Origin of the sequence: Flavobacterium sp. ACAM 123 (genome assembly GCF_000264055.1) — a bacterium.
Lineage (GTDB): Bacteria > Bacteroidota > Bacteroidia > Flavobacteriales > Flavobacteriaceae > Flavobacterium.
In genome coordinates this window covers 1-19290 of record NZ_AJXL01000070.1, presented here as the reverse complement: position 1 = coordinate 19290, position 19290 = coordinate 1, and the positions used below count along the sequence as shown (strand labels likewise).

General features: G+C 33.5%; 16 protein-coding genes. 12 read left to right on the top strand and 4 right to left on the bottom strand.

Annotated elements, in window-relative coordinates; translation table 11 throughout:
• The first annotated feature begins 809 nt into the window (after nt 1-809).
• From A3SG_RS0112660 to A3SG_RS0112650, 3 genes are all read left to right on the top strand, one after another.
• Nucleotides 810-1145, top strand: a complete 336-nt coding sequence (locus A3SG_RS0112660; protein ID WP_083832452.1) for a thioredoxin family protein — start codon at nt 810-812, stop codon at nt 1143-1145.
• A 505-nt stretch (nt 1146-1650) separates the two neighbouring features.
• On the top strand, nt 1651-2076 hold the full coding sequence (locus A3SG_RS0112655; protein WP_016990391.1) for a hypothetical protein: 426 nt from the start codon (nt 1651-1653) through the stop codon (nt 2074-2076).
• Nucleotides 2077-2341: 265 nt separating this feature from the next.
• Nucleotides 2342-3628, top strand: coding sequence for an NAD(P)/FAD-dependent oxidoreductase (locus tag A3SG_RS0112650; RefSeq protein ID WP_016990390.1), 1287 nt, complete (start codon nt 2342-2344; stop codon nt 3626-3628).
• A gap of 649 nt (nt 3629-4277) precedes the next feature.
• Here A3SG_RS0112650 and A3SG_RS0112640 read toward each other — a convergent pair.
• Complete coding sequence (locus A3SG_RS0112640) at nt 4278-5594, bottom strand: Bcr/CflA family efflux MFS transporter (RefSeq protein ID WP_016990388.1); 1317 nt, start codon at nt 5592-5594, stop codon at nt 4278-4280.
• A gap of 781 nt (nt 5595-6375) precedes the next feature.
• On the opposite strand from A3SG_RS0112640, the gene A3SG_RS21290 reads away from it, so the two are divergent.
• The 3 genes from A3SG_RS21290 (at nt 6376) to A3SG_RS0112630 (ending at nt 9219) form a co-directional block, all read left to right on the top strand.
• Nucleotides 6376-6528: a YqaE/Pmp3 family membrane protein gene (locus tag A3SG_RS21290; RefSeq protein ID WP_083832451.1), complete on the top strand. Its 153-nt coding sequence runs from the start codon at nt 6376-6378 to the stop codon at nt 6526-6528.
• A gap of 985 nt (nt 6529-7513) precedes the next feature.
• The gene (locus A3SG_RS0112635) at nt 7514-7732 is read left to right on the top strand and encodes a hypothetical protein (RefSeq protein ID WP_016990387.1); all 219 of its coding nucleotides are present in this window, start codon (nt 7514-7516) and stop codon (nt 7730-7732) included.
• A gap of 875 nt (nt 7733-8607) precedes the next feature.
• A complete protein-coding gene (locus A3SG_RS0112630; RefSeq protein ID WP_016990386.1) occupies nt 8608-9219 on the top strand; it encodes a beta-class carbonic anhydrase in 612 nt (203 codons plus the stop codon).
• A gap of 226 nt (nt 9220-9445) precedes the next feature.
• On the opposite strand, the gene A3SG_RS0112625 is transcribed toward A3SG_RS0112630, so the two are convergent.
• Nucleotides 9446-9679, bottom strand: coding sequence for a hypothetical protein (locus A3SG_RS0112625; protein ID WP_029596795.1), 234 nt, complete (start codon nt 9677-9679; stop codon nt 9446-9448).
• 767 nt (nt 9680-10446) lie between these two features.
• Between A3SG_RS0112625 and A3SG_RS0112615 the strand changes: the two genes are divergently transcribed.
• Nucleotides 10447-11061, top strand: coding sequence for a class I SAM-dependent methyltransferase (locus tag A3SG_RS0112615; RefSeq protein WP_016990384.1), 615 nt, complete (start codon nt 10447-10449; stop codon nt 11059-11061).
• 181 nt (nt 11062-11242) lie between these two features.
• On the opposite strand, the gene A3SG_RS0112610 is transcribed toward A3SG_RS0112615, so the two are convergent.
• On the bottom strand, nt 11243-11962 hold the full coding sequence (locus A3SG_RS0112610) for a sulfite exporter TauE/SafE family protein (protein ID WP_016990383.1): 720 nt from the start codon (nt 11960-11962) through the stop codon (nt 11243-11245).
• Between the two features lie 106 nt (nt 11963-12068).
• On the opposite strand from A3SG_RS0112610, the gene A3SG_RS0112605 reads away from it, so the two are divergent.
• Nucleotides 12069-12497, top strand: coding sequence for an Lrp/AsnC family transcriptional regulator (locus A3SG_RS0112605; RefSeq protein ID WP_016990382.1), 429 nt, complete (start codon nt 12069-12071; stop codon nt 12495-12497).
• A gap of 140 nt (nt 12498-12637) precedes the next feature.
• Here the strand turns inward: A3SG_RS0112605 and A3SG_RS0112600 are convergent, their stop codons facing one another.
• Nucleotides 12638-13069, bottom strand: a complete 432-nt coding sequence (locus tag A3SG_RS0112600; RefSeq protein WP_016990381.1) for a peptidylprolyl isomerase — start codon at nt 13067-13069, stop codon at nt 12638-12640.
• Between the two features lie 437 nt (nt 13070-13506).
• Here A3SG_RS0112600 and A3SG_RS0112590 point away from each other — a divergent pair, with 437 nt between their 5' ends.
• From A3SG_RS0112590 to A3SG_RS0112570, 4 genes are all read left to right on the top strand, one after another.
• Nucleotides 13507-14874, top strand: a complete 1368-nt coding sequence (locus A3SG_RS0112590; protein WP_016990379.1) for an NAD-dependent succinate-semialdehyde dehydrogenase — start codon at nt 13507-13509, stop codon at nt 14872-14874.
• 464 nt (nt 14875-15338) lie between these two features.
• Nucleotides 15339-16013 (top strand): NAD(P)H-dependent oxidoreductase, encoded by a 675-nt coding sequence (locus A3SG_RS0112585; protein ID WP_016990378.1) that lies wholly within the window; start codon nt 15339-15341, stop codon nt 16011-16013.
• Nucleotides 16014-16990: 977 nt separating this feature from the next.
• Nucleotides 16991-18085 carry an alkene reductase gene (locus A3SG_RS0112575; RefSeq protein ID WP_029596793.1) on the top strand — a complete coding sequence of 365 codons (1095 nt, stop codon included), beginning with the start codon at nt 16991-16993 and terminating at the stop codon, nt 18083-18085.
• 49 nt (nt 18086-18134) lie between these two features.
• On the top strand, nt 18135-19190 hold the full coding sequence (locus tag A3SG_RS0112570; protein WP_016990376.1) for an NAD(P)-dependent alcohol dehydrogenase: 1056 nt from the start codon (nt 18135-18137) through the stop codon (nt 19188-19190).
• Nucleotides 19191-19290: the final 100 nt, after the last annotated feature.

The following is a 19290-nucleotide window of genomic DNA, read 5'->3' as shown; positions in this document are numbered from 1 at the left end:
GATTGACAAAAAACGTTTGCCAACACTGTATGTAACTTATGCTCAAAACAGGTTTATCGGCGTGACGATAGTGAATAGTTTTATATTGAAGCCATTTAATAACTGATATAAACGAGTAGTGCGTCATTTTGCAAAACGAATGCATGCTCAAGAACTCTTTATGCTGGATGGAACAAAATAAAATTTAAAAAATACATTATGACTCAGAGCAACAACATATATAAAATTAGCGGTTAAAAGCGTGATTCAAAAGCTCAAAATTTAATTTCTGTCCATACCAGATTACTAATCAGCAGAACGATAATGCCGATGTGCGAATCGATGAACGTTTTAAAATACGAAACAGGAAGTAGTCATTCTCCTTTTTATGAAAGATAAACCGTTACACTCCTTAACAAAGTAGTATCATGGTTGATTTAGTTTTAATTTAAAGTTTTTTTCGCTTGTCATAACCTTATTTAACCCCTACTTCGATAGTTTAGTTGCTATGAAAAAAAACATCCGAAAGTGATTCTTTTTTTAATAGTGTTCAATAAATTTTCTATATTGATGCTAAAACCAAAAAGACTACTTGATAGCACAAAACCACGCTTTTTTGAGTAGATACCACGCATTATATATCCGGCAAAAATGGTTTATAATTATGATAGAAAAGATGATCGAATACCAAAACCAAGCTGAAATAAATTTCGAAAAGACAAAAAATTTTAGCACGATTTCTAATCATACCTTTGCTTTTATTCTTTTTATAGCATCAACACTTTTTGCGAGTTTAATTTTTCCTCTTAGATTATTTTTAATAAAAAAAAGTGAAGAACAATCAGGACTCCGCTATTTTGGATCTTGATGACAAGAACTTTGACAGCACTTTGAAAAAGGAAAAATTAATACCGAAAGATTTTTGGGCTGAATGGTGTGGTCCTTGCATCATGATGAGTTCCATACTTGAAAAATTCGCATCCGAAACAAAGGATATCAAAGTAACAAAAGAGAACGCTGCCATTAATAAAAAAATAATTGAAAAATACCAAATAAAGGGATTACCTCAATTTATTTTAGTTAAAAACGGAAAAGAAATTAAACGATTTGCAGGAGCAATGACCCAGGCCGCTTTAATTAAATTTTGTGATTATAAGAGTGAGTAATTATAGTTACTATTAATCGAAGAAAAAAACATAGTTTTATGTGCAAAATAAATATTCAAAACCAACTCTAATCCGGAACTACGGCCTCACTTGAAAACCAATATAGAAACTATTATTCATCATTCAAATACAAATAACTAAATTGAAAAGCTGTTGGCAACCTAATTATTACACCACAAAAAAATCGTCAGAAAAAAGGTGAAAGGAATATAAATAGTGAATTTCTGTATTACAAATGACAAGCTAGTACACCAGTTGGAAAAGCAGCAGCAGTCTTTTTTTAGCTTCTTGAATAATTGAAATAACAGATAAGTGGTGTGTATTTGATAGTTTCTGATCTAAGTTTACTAAGTTAGCAACGGCAAAAACAGAATATCTGTAACATAAACTAGTCTTCATGGGGTAGATATGTTTCTTTTAGGAATGATAGATACAATTTTAAAGTAATTTGCCGCTGCCTTTTATGAAGTTTATGCTCTTTATTAAAATAATAAATCTCCACATTATGAAAAAATTCATTATTCTTTTTTTAGTTGTAACTACGTTTTTTTCTTGTTCAAGTGACGATGTAAGACCATTTACAGATTATCAAGGAAAATGGGAACTTACGCAAATGACTGGACGTACTGCAAATTCTGAAATAACTGGCTCTGCAATGGAATGGCAAGAATTCTATTTATTGGACGCCAACGGAACGTTTATAAAATCTAGAAAGCAAAATGGAATTGTGACTGAGATTTCTGGGACCTTTAGCCTTATTAAATCTTCAAATAGTAATGCTCTGCAGCTGACGTATAAAAGTGAAAGCGAAATTATTGGAAGTTGTTTTTCAGGGTTGAAAGAAGAAATGCATTTTCAATCAGAAAAAGTATTTGTCAGCACATGGCAACAATGTGATGGACCCGGTTTAAAATATGAAAGGAAGTATTAAAATGACTAGGAAGATTGTAGATTTTTAGCTGTTTTTTCTAACTTTACTTAGAAATTGTAAGATCAATTTAGCACCATAAAAAGTACGCAATCGATTGCAAACAATTGCGGACATAAGTCTCAATTATAGTACTTCCCCGCCATACAGTGGGATAGATACTAAAGTCGTCCTATCATTGTTTTTTATGACTTAGTCTTTAGATAGCCTCCTATAAATGACGTACCTTTATGCTATATTTTTTATTAAAACTATTAAAATACACCATATGAATATTGTAATAATAGGCGGAGGATTTGCGGGTATCAACCTTGCCACAGAACTTTTAAATCAAAAAGGTATTCAGGTTACCCTTGTAGACAAGAACAATTATAATTTTTTTCCGCCGCTTATTTATCAGGTTGCCACTGCTTTTTTAGAACCGTCTAGTATTAGTTATCCTTTCCGTAAATTTTTTGCTGGCAAAAAGAATCTTCAGTTTCGTCTTGGTAAACTTCTTAAAGTCGTTCCCTCTGAAAATAAGATTATACTGCATAATGGGGAATTGAGTTACGATCATCTGGTTTTTGCCACTGGTGCCGAAACGAGCTATTTCGGAATGGAAAATGTAAAGAAAAATGCCATTCCAATGAAAACCCTCAATGATGCCATTGAAATGCGGAATACCATATTAAAAAATTTAGAAAAGGCAGCAATTTGTAAAGACATTCGAGAACGTCGTAAACTACTAACTATTGTTGTTGCCGGTGGAGGGCCAACCGGGGTAGAAGTTTCTGGGATGTATGCGGAAATGAGAAAAAGTATTTTTCAAAAAGAATACCCGGAATTAGGGACATCGGCAAGTAATATTTATTTAGTTGATGGAGGCGATGCATTATTGGCTCCGATGAGCAAAGCCTCTCAGGATGATACGTTGAAAGCACTAACTAATTTGGGAGTTGTGGTACAATTAAACACTCAGGTTGTTGACTATGTAGATGACACTGTCTTTTTATCTACTGGTGAAACTATTCAAACCAAGAATCTAATATGGGCTGCAGGTGTTTCAGCTATGATCTTTGAGGGCATTCCTGCCGAAAGTTACGGTCGCGGGAGACGAATGGCTACTGATGCCTTCAATAAGGTGAACGGATGTGAAAATATTTACGCCATTGGCGATACCTGCATTCAACTTACTGATAGCGGCTTTCCTAATGGACATCCACAAGTGGCGCAAGTCGCGATTCAGCATGGGTTGAACTTGGCAAAAAATTTCAAGTCAATCCCTAAAAATAAAGACATGGTCCCTTTTAAATATAATGATAAAGGTTCGATGGCGATTATAGGTAAAAATAAGGCAGTAGTTGATATTCCAAAACCAAAATTACATTTTAACGGCTTTTTTGCTTGGCTAATTTGGTTGTTTATTCACCTTATTTCACTAATAACGTACCGCAATAGGGTACAAACTTTCTTTAACTGGATGATTTCTTATTTCTCTCAAGATCAGTCTTTAAGAATGATAATCAGACCAGAAAAAATTAAAAAGAAAAATACCAATGTAACCAATAGTTGATTTTTCAACTTTTAAAATCATTAAGAATCTCTTTAATCAGAAATAATTTTTCTTGAACAATTTTAAAATTTAATCGCAGAGGAATATCCATTTTGCTAATCTGAAGAGGAGCTTTTTTCATAATCATGAAGCCATAAAAGTTTTCTTTTATGGCTTATCATTTTTTAAATGAGATAACTCATAATAGGTTTATTTAATAATTTTAAAATTTAATCATATAAAATCATAGTGTTTCCTGATAGGAATCGACGCGTATTTTTCTTCTATCAATACTATATCTGTTTCAATAAACTGTGATTTGGATCTAAAAGGGAAGCTTTTTTTAGAGTAACAAAAGTCTACGTTTTTATATGATAAGAAATAACGGTTGTTATAGTCTAAGCAAATCTTCAGGTTATTTATAACGGGAATGACCTCTATGTTAAAAATTTAGCCAGATAGAATCATAGTTTTGCTTTTTATAGAGAAAAAGGCACTTCCTTTTTATTAAATACCTAGCCATGTGTTTTTAAATTAAAGGATAGCTTTCTTCTTTTAAGAACAAAAAGCTACGTTTCTGTGTGGTAAAAAATAACAGTTACTTTTGGTAAAGTTAATCCTGCGCTTCTCACTTATAGGTGTTATATGTTTAAAATATAACCGTGATATCTTAATGTTTAACAATAATATTACGTTTTCCAATACTTAAAAAAACGAAGGCTGCGATGGTACTAACCGTCATAATTACCACCATGGGAACCATAGAATCTTTTACAAAAAGTCCCACAGCAAAGGAAGCAAATGCCCCCAATCCCAATTGAATTGCACCCATTAATGCCGAGGCACTACCTGCATTTTTTGTAAATGGAGCTAGTGTAAGAGCTGCAGTATTGGGATTGGAAATACCCAAGCACGCCAAGAACAGAAACAACATACCAATCGTTTGATATAGCCCCAAAAGATTGTTCATTGAAGTAATCAAAAAAGTGATACTAATAATAGACTGGACAATCAAAGCTCCGAAAATCATCTGCTCGCTACTGAATTTTCTCAGCAACAAGGAGTTCAGTTGGCTGGCACTAATAAAACTTAAAGACATAAAGGCGAAAATCCAACCATAGGTTTTGGCATCCACTTTAAAAACATCCATAAAGAGGATAGGGGAGGCGGCAACATACGTAAATAATCCAGAGAAAGCGATTGCTCCCGTAAAAGCATAAGTATAAAACTGGGGTTCTCTCATCACGCTCCAAAAATTAAGAATAATCGATTTTGGTTTCAACGAAATGGAAGTATCTGGATCGTGCGTATGTGGCAAACCAAAATGAGCGGCTAAAAGAACCGCAATTCCAATCCCCATTAAAATTAAAAATACAACATGCCAACCGTAGGCTGCTGTTACATAACCACCTATTGTAGGTGCCAACATTGGCGAAAGCCCAACGACCAGCATCAATAAAGAGAGTACTTTTGGAATTTCTTTCACGGCAAATAAATCCCGAACCATGGCAATAGCGGCGACAGTTGCTGCACAACTGCCCACAGCTTGTATGAATCGCAACCCTATAAAAGTATCGATATCAGTCACAAATGCGCAACCCAAAGACGCCAAAATATAGACTAACAACCCTATAAATAAGGGATTCTTTCTTCCAAACCGATCTAATAACGGACCGTACAACAATTGTCCTGCAGAAATCCCAATAAAATAGCTAGATAAGGTCATCGCTACTTTAGCCACGGTTGTATTTAAGTCTTGTGCAATTCCAGAAAAACCGGGTAAATACATATCTATTGAAAACGGACCAAGTGCGGTAAGGGAACCTAAAATTAGGATTAACTTGAAATATTTTAATTTGGATCTCTTTGTAGTTGTACTCAAAATTGCTTTTTTAATTTTTTGCAAAGGTAAATATTTCCAATGCAATAAGTCGGGAATACTTGTACCAAATAAGATTAACAGTGCATCTGAGGTGTTCACTACCATTTAGATGGCTGTGCCACCTAAAGCTTTAGCATGGTATTAATCTGCTTTAAATATAAAGTTAGTTGAAATGTAAAAAGGGTTTATTAATAAAACTAATACAATACTCTATTTTAAACTCAGCCATCGAAAAAAGATTGTAGATATAATAAATAATTACAAAACGAATTCTTAAAATGCAGCGTGTGTTTTAATGCTCTGTAAACAGCTAGAGAATACTAATTTTATTGAAGAAACTAAGTCTATTTTTCTAAAAGTAAAAGAGCAGTTCTCATCAATATTTGATAACTTTTATCATTTAAAGTTACTAATTCATTTATAATTATCGTAAATTAGAAGTACTAATCAAGATTTTGTCATCTGCAAACGCAAGTAATTTTGTTTGTGTAATGAATAAATGTACCTGCAACTATTTAAATTTGGAAAGTATCTGAAAATCGAATGCGATGTTCGAAAATAGTGTAGCTAAACTTTCAATAATTTCTTTGGGAACTATATTCGCGTTATCCTTGACTGTTTTGGAAGTTGTTTCGGCGCTAAATTTACTTAGCTGGGAGTTTGCTTCATATAAGTGACACGATCACTAAAAAGGAGTCAGTAAAGGGTCTAGAAACGAGCATTATATTTGCGTTGGTACCTTTGTTGTAATAAGATTTGTCTTTGGCGCAGTGGTAAGCACGATGTCAAGGGTAATATCATACTTATTTTTGGTACTTGAGATAATATTTTGCTAAACATATAAGAAGAAAATGAAAATTTAATTAATCTTAAAAAATAAAATAATATGTCACTACTAACTATTATACTCAACATACTTTTGCCACCGTTGGCAGTTTTTATGAAACACGGATTAGGCACAACATTTTTAATTAGTGTCGTTCTAACTATTATCGGCTGGATACCTGGCGTGATACACGCATTTATCGTAAACAATTAATTTGGATTTTAAATTATTTAAGCAGCAAAGAACCCTTTTTGTATTGTAGTGATAACATTTCCAGGTGGAAAGGCAAGTCCGTTGAACCGTACCAATGCTGAAAGTTTTATACATTCAGAATTCGAGCACAACAGCGACGACTCCTAAATTACTTTTTAAGTTAAAACTGAAACTGACAGTGATGTCTCTTTCGGTTTTTTATGGGTATTATTTATCAGTCATTTTATCCCTTTACTGGTGCTATCTTACTATCTACTGGAGCAACTATACATTTTCTGGCTTTAATCCGTAGAGGCTTTTCACTGCTATCGAGGCTATTCGATAGCACATTCATACAAATATACCGTTAGTAATAAGAGGTTATGGTAGAAGTATAAATTATTATCTTAGTAAAGCATTAAAAATCGTATAACTATGAAAGTACAATTTAGTTGCTTGCCCTTTGTCTTATTGTCACTTAATTGATATTATAAGACATCTTCCAGATAATCCTCTTTGGTCAATTATCAAGGAAATAAAACCTATTCCTTCATTTTTGGAAATAGTATTATGGGGTATCTAACCAGCAGAATAGTGCGCTAATGTGTCCAGATACTGTGATTAGCTGTTCATCAAATAAGATATAAAAAGCCGATAACGTATCTAAAAAAACAGCAAGTAAAGTGCTAAAACAAAGGAGAAAGTATAAAATAGTGATAAATTAAAGACGAAAAGATAGTACGTTAAAACTGTCACTTTATGTATAACACCATTATATTCAAGACAATCAGGCTAAATGTCTTAGAATAGATAGACTAAAAATTAAACCTTTAAACATAATAATATGACAAACAAATCTTTAATATCAGCGGTATTTCTATTTTTATCGTTTGCTGAATTCTCACAAACTTATATCACTAAAGTAACTATTGTTAATGTTGAAAACCAATAATTAAATCAAAACCAAACGGTTGTAATTACAGATGATAGAATATCCAATATTCAATTGAGTAAAAAAATAAAAATTCCAGCCAATGTGACTGTTATTGATGGTACAGGAAAATTTTTAGCTCTAGGTTTGACTGATGCACACATTCACTTTTCTCAAGATGGAGGTTATTACACTCGCCCAGACGCCATTGATTTACGAAAATTTGTTTCTCTTGATGAAGAAATTGCTATTACAAAAAATACGATGCAAGACAAACTAAGGCGCTGTTCATAAAACGAAAAAATTCAAAAGGTTTATTTTGCACGATGAAAAACGGTAACCAAATCAAAAAATCCTCTCCTAATACTATAATTGCTAAATACTAGTTTCCACTTAAGCCACTAATTCCTTTGAGATAGATATTTAGTAGAAAAAGTACTAAATAAATTTAAATATGGAGAAAAAGAAGATCAATAGACCCGATAGTTTAGTTTGAATCTTCAGCTAGAAACGTATCGATTCATAAATAAATAAAACCAATCGTCCTAAGAGCTAATTGAGTTTGCTGAACCTTTTCAAGCAAAAGATAGTACTCAATATGTCAAAACCAACAATTAGAAGATATAATTGTGGTAGATGAAAGTGTTAGTTTTAAAATTCTATTCCTGCAGTTTAAAATGGATCTCATATTCTTGCGACAATAAAAGGCAAATATATTAGGTTATAATTTTAATAGGAATTAGAAACAAACACATGTAAATCTGACAAATAATTTTTACACGAAAAAAATTACGATGCAGGTTTACCCGTTCTACAAACAATTGAGGATTTAGATTTTTAGTAAAAGAAAGTCCCTAAAATAAGAGCTGTTTTTTCATATTAATTATATTATATTTTGATGGATTTAGTAAGGAAGAACGTTCGTTTTCGAGTACCTTAGCGTGAGCTGAAAAGTATGGATGTACAAATATAAATTCTCGGGTTTACTGATCAGTAATTGATGTCGAAATACCATTTGTGATTCAAGATGTAGGAAAACAAGTTAGCGTCTGTGATGCTTTCACCGATGTTCTAAAATCACTGAAAAAGTTAAATATAGAAATGAAATTGTATTACAATATTAGTAGGTAAATTACAAAAAATAATAAAAAAAATAATCTTAAATTATCATGAAAGAAAACAATTTAATACAAAAAGAAAACAGCAAAGTACACCAAGAAGTCCTCGACGCCAATGAAAATTATGCTTCTAATTTTGGAGAAAAAAAAGATTTAGGAATGCCTCCCGCACGAAAATTTGCAATTCTTACTTGCATGGATGCGCGTCTTGATCCAGCAAAATATGCAGGTTTGTCAGAGGGTGATGCCCATGTGATCAGAAATGCTGGCGGACGAGCAAGCGATGACGCTATTCGCTCCTTAGTAATTTCACACAAACTTTTAGGAACAGCCGAGTGGTTTGTTATTCATCATACGGATTGTGGAATGACCTATTTTACAGATGAAATCATCCGTGGTTTACTCTCTAAAAGTCTAGCTACTGCATCAGTGGACGAAAACGGATGGAAAAATGTGAGCGAAGAAGGGGGATCTAAAGAAGCAAATAATATTTCTTTTTTAACCATTGCTGACCAAACAGAAAGTATTATTGAAGATGTATGCCGCATTAAGAATCATCCATTGGTACCTTCCAATATTCCGGTTTACGGATATATTTTTGATGTGAAGTCAGGAAAATTAATCGAAATTCCTGAAGCAACAGAACTCGGTAAAGCAACCTAAAAAATTTAAAATCCCAATATTTTTTTAAATGTTTTAATACAATAAAGCAGTTAAAAAAGAGCTCTAAACTAAATTCTAACACTACTACTACTTTTTATTTAGCACCTTATTTACCGGTTGAAGCAAAAAACCTAAACTTTAAAGTTTAGGTTTTTTTATTTGCTGAATTAAGTTATAAATCCGACCCTGTAGTTAAAGATATAATTTGCTGTTTCAGAATTACACCCTAGCTCGAACGATTATTTAATTTCGCTTTTGCAACTAAAATTCTTTCTGCGGTCATTTCTTCGAACGAAATTGATTTCAGACTATACTGCCTTTTCAGTACATTTAGATTTAGATTTTCATTTGCAACTAGTTTGCTGATGATGAACTTAATATAAAAATCAATTTGTACTGATTTGATGATTTCTTGATTCATTGCACTCGCTTTTCCATTATCGGGTGCTATTGTGAACAAATAAAATTTTTAGTTCTGTAATAATTCAATGGTCACTTCTTAAACCAACTCACTTTCTTTCGACTTTATCTTTTTCGTCCTCAACATTCCAGCGGCTCTATCATTTATAGTGACAATGGCTCCTTTATGATTTTCCCAATTATTGTATACATTTCTAAATCTCCACAACGTCGCTTTAAATCAATACTTATCGGTCGGTTTTCAATTGGTCGCATGTTGGTTATAACAACTCTTGAGCCTCTGGCACTTCCTTTTTTTATCCCTAATACCAGTTGTTCAATGGCGTAGCAATAAATACTCTTTTCTTTTTTATCTTTCCAAATATACTGATTAATCGATGCTTTTGAAACACACGATAATCTGTTTTTTAAACAAATACCCAATATTTATTCCGGTCTTAACTCTTGAACAGGTATTTTTTAATTCGCCCATAAACTTCGATAGTTACAGTATTTCTTTTAGGATTTCCTTGCTGTCGTTTTTCCTGTTTTAGGTGCGCTAAAGCACAATTACGATTTAGCTCTAAAGTAAATACTGGCTTATCCTTTTAACGACTTAAGCGACTTCGCTTTTACTGAAATTCTGTTCTAATAGTATATCTTTGTTAAAGGTTTAAATGACTTATTATTTACAAATTTGGTCAAGAACAATAAAGACAATTTATTCTGGTCGCGAGAAACATTTTTTATGTCCTTTTTTTTGAAAAAATTGTCCTATCTCTTTTCCTTAGTGTTTCATCAAGTAATTGAATTTATTAATATAAAACAATGGGGATATACGCTAAGTACATACTACCAAGTCTAATAAATATCGCTTGCGGTTTGAGTCCTTTTGTAGAGCAACGCAAGAAAATAATTCCTCTTGCTACGGGAAATGTATTGGAGATAGGTATTGGCACTGGCTTAAATTTGCCTCTTTATAATCACAAAAAAGTGATTCGTCTTACCGCAATTGATCCTTCTTTAGCTACGTGGAAGAAATGTACTGTTGATACAAAAAAGCTAGGATTCAATTTTAAATTTATAATTGCTTCTGCAGAACAACTTCCCTTTGATGAGTATAGTTTTGACACTGTAGTGGTTACCTATTCTCTTTGTACTATTCCTGATGCAAAAAAGGCTTTAGTAGAGATGAGAAGAGTCTTAAAACCAGAAGGACTTCTATTGTTTTGCGAACACGGGATAGCTCCTGATAAACGAGTTCAAAGGGTACAAGATAAGATAAATCCGATTTGGAGAGAAGTAGCAGGGGGATGCAATTTAAACAGAAACATACCGCAAATTATAGAAGAGAGTGGTTTTAAAAATATCAAATTAGAAACCATATATATTCCTGGATGGAAACCTTTAAGTTATAATTATTGGGGAACTGCTAGTAAATAAAAGCGAAGGAATTTTACGGTATAAAGTCGTTTGGTATTATTTGGAAGAAAACTTATCGGCAAAAAGAATGACAGCACGCAAGATTAACTGGAGCTTCAAGCGGATGTAAGTGTAAGTCACAAGCACACTTCTTCAGTGGTGTAACCATTTTGTTGGCATTTGCAATAAAGTATCCTCTTGCTTACTCATTTATCAACAATAGAACACCTGAAATAAATAACAGTCCTAAAATAATCTTCTTTATAAACAGATCGTCTAATTTCAAATAGACTTTTTTACCTAAAAATAAAGCAAGTATAAAAAAAGGTAACACATATAAAGAATTATAAAGTTGGTTCAGTGTAAGAAAGCCCCCAAGTGCTAAAACAGGGATTCGCATGACAGTCACCAATCCTAAAGAAGCAAACATGGTTGCTCTGAAAGTTTTTATATCATTGGTTTCATTTTGAATAAGCATCACATATATAGGACCGCCAGTAGCAAATAGTCCTGAGAAAAAACCGCCCATAAAACCAAATAGATGTTTCATTTTAGTTAGCAATGGAAGCATTTTCTTGCTTCTTAGGCTATTCAAAACAAATAGAATAATGAACATCCCTAAGGCCTTTTTAAGAATCAGCGGTTTTCCATACGTCAAGACAATAATTCCCACTACAACTCCAATGAAAGAGGATAGCGCTAATTTTTTGACTAACTCTTTATGAATATGCTCCCATTCTTTGTAAACATAAATAGGAGTGGAGATAAAATAAAAGATAGAGATATAACAGACTGCCTCTGATAACGGCATTACAAAAAGTAAAAAAGGTAGTGCTATTAGAGCTCCTGCGAAACCAATTATCGTTTGTATAAAAAAACCTGTAAAAATCCCAATTATAAGCAGTAATAGCATTGTATCCATGTTACAAAAGTACGGCTCGAACAACAGTTATTAAAATTTTTAAAACGGATAAAGCATCATTGTTCCACAATATAGATGTATTTTTAGCCAAATAAAAACTTTATTTATGGTAGATGCATTAGATTTAAAAATAATTGAGAAACTAAAAATCAACTCAAGGGTTTCATATGTGGATATTGGGAAACAAATTGGACTCTCTCCTTCATCAGTGCGAGAGCGCATCCAGAAATTAGAAGATAGCGAAGTCATTAAGGGGTATCAACTTAAACTGAACAATCAGAAATTGGGTTTTGGTTTAGAAGTTTTTATTATGTTTAAGTTGTTTAGCGGGACGCTCAAAACTTTTTGTAGTCAATTAGATGATTTTAAGGAAATCAATGAAATTCATAGAATTACAGGAACACATAATATCTTTATGAAAGTCGTTTTGGTCGATCAATTGCATCTACAACGGTTTATAGACCGCTTATTATTATTTGGAGAACCCACAACACATCTAATCTTATCAGATTTGGGCGATAATAAGTCAAACTAATTATATTTTAAATTTAACATAATAATGTTCTATTTTAATAAAGTCATTGTATTGCAGCGAGGACATAAAAAAACGGGACGGTATTTATTGAAATTAGTTCAACAAATACTGTCCCGTTTGTAAATAAAACTTATTGCTTTTTATGCTTGAATATCAACTACTTCAAGGTCAAAAGTTAGCTCTTTACCAGCCAAAGGATGGTTACCATCAATTACGATAGTTGCCTCTTTAACTTCAACGATTAACAAATTCATTTCGTTTCCGTCAGCGGATTTGGATACAAGACCCATTCCAACTTCTGGAGTAATATCCTCAGGAAGTTGACTCTTGTCTACTTCTTGAATTAGGTCATCGCGAGATTCACCGTAAGCCTCTTCTTTTGAAATAGTAATTGTTTTTTTCTCGTTTATTTTCATATCGATTAACCCTTTTTCAAACCCGGCAATCAACTTTCCTTGTCCTAAAGTAAACTCTAAAGGCTCTTTTCCTTCTGAAGTATCAAATACTTGACCATCAGATAGTTTTCCTACGTAATGTACCTTTACAGTGTTATTTTCTTTAACTTGAATCATAAAATTGTTTTTTTAATTTTAAAAATACGATTTGCGTAATTTTTACCCATTGCGTATTTAAATTTAAACTTAGATTCTCTAATGTGCCAAAACCAAGCCAAAGAACCAATAATTAGATTTAATTTAAAATAAAGACTGATTTAGCAATAAATATGTATAAAAACGATTAATAATGCAGGTATTGATGAGTATTGTTGAAATTTTTAGAGTTTGATGCTTTTAATTTGATGCCATGAAAAGCATGACAGCTCTGTCAGTAACGAGCTTTGACAGCAAATAAGCAGCGTATCAGTTGAAAGCTCCTGATGATAGGATGATAGTAGTTTGGGTAACAAAAATCAATAATTAGCGTTACGCAATTGATTATTTACCTGCCTTTTTAGTACTTTTATATTTTATGGAACAAAAACAATAGTAAAGTCTTAAAGATTGAAACAATGGCAATTAGTATAAGTATAAATCCGGCAACGGGAGAGAAGATAAGTGAGTACAAGCGAATCACAAGTAGTGAAGCATTAGAAATAATAGCAGCATCAAAAAAGGAATATCATCATTGGAAACAAAAAACATTTGAGGAACGCGCTACACTGATGTACGCATTAGCTGATGTTCTTGATGAGAATAAAGAGGAATATGCACAGCTAGCAACTAGAGAAATGGGTAAAGTGATTGGGCAGTCCCGCAAGGAGATTGAAAAATGTGCTTTGGTATGTCGATATTATGCAGAGCATTCAAGTGCATTATTAGCTGATGAAATCGTTAAAACAGAAGCGACAAAAAGTTATATTACCTTTCAACCTATTGGAGTAATCTTAGCGGTGATGCCGTGGAACTTTCCGTTTTATCAGGTGATTCGCTTCGCTATTCCAGCATTAATGGGAGGAAACACAGGAGTTTTAAAACATGCTTCCAATGTTCAAGGATGCGCTTTTGCGATTGAAGACGCTTTCCTTAAAGCAGGATTTCCTGAAGGAGTATTCCTGAATTTAAATGTGGAAGCTAAAGAAGTAAAAACACTTATAGAAGATAAAAATATTGCTGCAATCACGCTAACAGGAAGCGATCCTACTGGACGTTCCGTCGCTTCAATTGCGGGGCAAAATCTAAAGAAAACGGTAATGGAACTGGGAGGTAGTGATGCGTATATTATTCTGGATGATGTCGATTTAGAAGAAGCAACTGATTTGGCTACTTTTGGACGATTACAAAACAATGGACAAACCTGTATTGCAGCCAAAAGATTTATCGTTCATGATTCCATCTACGATGCGTTTTTGTCTTTATTTACTAAAAAAATGAAAGCCGCACAAATGGGCGACCCAACCAATGAAGACGTTTACTACGGACCGATGGCAAGGCTGGATTTAAGAGATGAATTGCACGGGCAGGTACTAAAAACAGTTGAACAAGGGGGACGTTTAGTTCTTGGGGGAGTCATTCCCGAGGGAAAAGGGGCCTACTATCCAGCAACAATATTAGTTGATTTGGAGCCAGGGATGGAAGCATTTGACAATGAATTATTTGGTCCAGCAGCCTCTGTAATGCGAGCAAAAGATGATGTTCATGCTGTTGAACTGGCGAATAATTCACAATTTGGTTTGGGCTCTGGAGTATTCACTGGAAACAGAGAACGCGGAGAAAAATTAGCTTTACTACTAGAAGCGGGAAGCAGCTTTGTCAATAAATTGGTGGTTTCTGATCCAAGGTTGCCTTTTGGCGGAATTAAAAACAGTGGTTACGGAAGAGAACTGGCTGCCTATGGAATTCGGGAGTTTGTCAATACCAAAACGATTTGGATTGCTTAACATAAAAATTAATGACCTTGTCGCCTGCGCCAGCAAGATGCTAGTAACATCATAGGCACAGATTTAAAATTCCGCTGATGTTGTGCAAAAAAAAATTAGCCATTCGAGGAATTAAACCTTCAGAAATAAACTGTCACGCTACATTGTCTATAGAACACTTTTCATACGGCAATGTAGTTGAGGATTCTAATGTGTTTTTAATACGTCTACTACCTATATAGGGTAATCGTACGCAACTTGGAAATAAAAATTAAGTAAGTCGCTGTACCTTTTGGATTTCGAGGAAAACAAATCGATCGTTTATAAGCCGCCCCTTTGATGGAGAAGTTTAAAATCCAAAAGAGTCAAAGACAAAATGGTACCCAGTTATGTAACTGTTCATTCTCTCTTACTTGATATAGGTCAAGGTGGTTACTGTTATGGTGTCATATATTTGCAGTTATTAAAAATTTAGACAAAAGAATATGAGTACACCTAATATAGCAAAAGAAGATATTATCAATGCATTTCAATTTAGACATGCTACAAAAGAGTTTGACGCTACTAAAATTATTTCAGATGAAAACATAGAATTTATTTTAGAAACAGCCCATTTATCGCCAAGTTCTTTTGGTTTTGAACCTTGGCATTTTATTGTCGTACAAGACAAAGATTTGCGCGAATTGATAAAACCAGTAGCTTGGGGAGCGCCGGCAAAATTAGATACTGCAAGCCACTTTGTATTGGGTTTGTCGATGAAAGCCCCTATGGTAAAACACGATTCAGCGTACATTGCATCCATGATGAAAGATGTAAAAAAAATGCCTGCTGATGTGATTGAAATGTATTCTAAATTCTACCGAGAATTTCAAGAGAATGACTTTGATTTAGATACGGACAAAAAATTATTCGATTGGTCATCAAAACAAAATTATATTGCTTTAGGAAATATGATGACATCAGCCGCTTTAGTAGGTATTGATAGTTGCCCTATTGAAGGATTCCATCAAGAAAAAGCAGAGGCCTTACTAAGAGAAAAGTTTGGTGTAGATACACACAAATACGGCTTGGCCTTTATGGTTGCTTTTGGGTACAGAAAAGCAGATCCAGTCAACCCTAAAACCAGAAGAAACAGAGAAGATATTATTACTTGGATGTAATTTCTTAATCTTTCAGTTTTAGTGAAAAAAGTTATGGTTCCAAAGTTTTACAACTTTGGAACCATTTTTTATATAAATAAGAAAAAAAGGAAGTAATAGGGTCTAGAGAAAATCTTCTGACAAAAAATATTAAATTATAATTTTAGGCACCATTGACTTAAATTATTAAAAACATTCGAAAAACCGTTTTTAATAAAGTTTTACTTTTAGCTTCACAATTTGCTATCTAAAATTACTCGAACTGAAGAAAATTTATAAGAGAAAACTCATTGCACGCCAGGGTTAACTTTGCAACATCAATTTTGCAATAGCAAGCTTAAATAAAAACCGCAATAAATGAATAAAGAAAATGCAACTGTTGGTTCAATTTTAGTTCAAGGCTTCAACGGCAACCCCATCGATCTAATGCTTAAATAGTGAGAAACCCCTATTGTAAACATAATCTATAATAACCAATGTTGTGACTGTACCGGACGAGCAATTCCTTAAGTATATTAATTACAGAAGGAAAATCAAGGGGTTCAAGTAGCAGGTATTTATAGCAGCTTTAATAATGCAACAGTTAGCGGAACTGTTATTAGGAGCATTTTTACAATTGATGAACTTCCATTTCCTGTTTTTCTGGATGATAGACATTTGGTTTATGACCAATTTGACTCAGCGGGAACGCCGCAATGGATTTTAATTACCAAAGAGGTTTGTTATCTCGTTCTATCTTTGGCTCTCAAGAAGAGGCACAAAATCGATTATTTTATGCACTTGAGTAACTGGAATAAAAGTATACCCAATTATTAGGGGTCTTTGTGCTAGAACGACCTGTTTTTTTAAATACCAATCAAGACATATTACTCAAGATTTACTCCTACCACTTAAGTAGAGTTAGGAAAATGGTTAAATCTATCTTAATTGATCTAAGTCAAGAATATTGGTATGACAGTGTAGTAGATTTGTACTCACTAACATTTATAAAAAATAACATGAGTATACAACATTTATTAACACCATATAACAAAAATATAAACCTTAAAAACAGAGTAGTCGTTGCACCTATGACTCGTGGTAGAGCAGATAATGAAGGCAATGTGCCAACTGATGAGCTACACGGTCTATATTACGAGCAACGTGCTTCAGCAGGTTTAATTATTACAGAGGGCTCGCAAGTATCTAAGGATGCTATAGGGTATATCAATACCGCTGGTATCCATACAGATGAGCAAGTAGAAGGTTGGAAAAAAGTAACCAAGCGTGTACATGATAAAGGGGGAAAAATATTTATTCAATTGTGGCATGTAGGACGTATGTCTCATCCCGATTTTCATAATGGAGCATTACCATTATCTGCTTCAGCTATAAATCCTAACGATAAGTCATTTACTCCAGAAGGATTTAAAGTTACTGTTACGCCAAGGGAAATGACCGTTGAAGATATTAAGACTACAGTTAAAGATTTTCAAAAAGCAGCGATAAATTCAGTAAAAGCTGGATTTGATGGAGTGGAAATACATTCTTCTAATGGCTATTTGTTTCAACAGTTCTTTAACGGAACAGCTAATCATAGAACGGATGAATATGGTGGAACTATTGAAAACAAAGCTCGTATATTTTTTGAAGTTCTAGACGCAGTTAAAGAAGTAATTCCAGAGGAAAAAATCGGAGCCCGTTTTAATCCATCATTAAATGGTCCATTTGGGACCACTATGGATGAAGAAACGATCCCAACATTTGAATACATTATCAAAAAATTAAATGATTATAACTTAGCATACATCCATCTTTCTGAACCATTTACAGATGTTTCAGCAATACCATATGCAGTTACAGAGATCGCTAAGCATTTCCGTCCTTTATATAATGGAACGTTAATGATTAACTCCGCATTTGATCAAGAAAAAGGAAATAAAGTAATTGAAGAAGGCTATGCAGATCTAGTAGCTTACGGAAAGCCTTACATTGCTAATCCAGATTTAGTAGAACGTTTTGAACGCAACTTGGAACTAGCAGAAGGAGATAACGATACGTTTTACACAGGAGGAGCAAAAGGATATACAGATTATCCAAACGCTTCTAAATAAATAGTAGTACAAAAATCATAGTAATAGTAACTTAAAAAAATAAACAGTAATGGCAACTACAACCGTAAAAGCTTATGGTGCAACAGCATCGACAGAAGATTTAAAACCTTTAGACATCGAAAGAAGAGCTGTAGGAACTGACGACGTAAAAATTGATATTACTTTTAGTGGTGTTTGTCATAGTGACATACATACAGCAAGAAATGAATGGAATGGATCAACATACCCAGTAGTACCTGGACATGAAATTATTGGTCGCGTGGTAGAGTTAGGAACTGGTGTTACTACGCACAAAGTAGGTGATTTAGTAGGGGTGGGTTGTATGGTCGACTCTTGTCAAACTTGTTCACCATGCGAGCAAGATCTAGAGCAGTTTTGCGAAAATGGAGCAACATTTACTTACAACAGTCCAGACAAACATCTTGAAGGCAAACAAACTTACGGTGGTTATTCAACATCAGTAGTTGTTAATGAAAAATTTGTATTGCGAATTCCAGAAAATTTAGATGAAGCAGCAACTGCACCGCTTTTGTGTGCAGGAGTAACTACTTGGTCTCCATTACGTCATTGGAACGTAAAAAAAGGAGATAAAGTAGGAGTAGTTGGTTTAGGAGGATTAGGACATATGGGTGTTAAGTTTGCAAATGCATTAGGTGCACATGTGGTTATGATTACAACATCGCCAGAAAAAGGAAAAGATGCTAAACGTTTAGGTGCTCATGAAGTTTTAATCTCTAAAGATGAAGACGACATGAAAAAACACCAAAATAGTTTCGATTTCATTTTAAATACTATTCCTGTAGGTCATGAGATGGACCCTTATTTAGGATTACTTAAAATTGATTCAACAATGGTTTTAGTTGGTGCAGTAGAACCATTAAAGCCATTTCATGGAGGAAATATCATTGCGGGACGTAAGCGTATTGCCGGTTCTTTAATTGGAGGTATTAAAGAAACTCAAGAGATGTTAGATTTCTGTGGAGAACATAATATTACGAGTGATATCGAACTTATCAATATGCAAGATATTAATACCGCTTATGATCGTATTACAAGCAATGATGTTAATTACAGATTTGTAATCGACATGAAATCGCTTAAATAAGAATAATTTTTTTATAGTATATTTAAAAAACAGCATCTAAATTAATTTTAGTATGCTGTTTTTGTTTGTAGCAACTTACCGAATTCATTAGTAAAAAGAC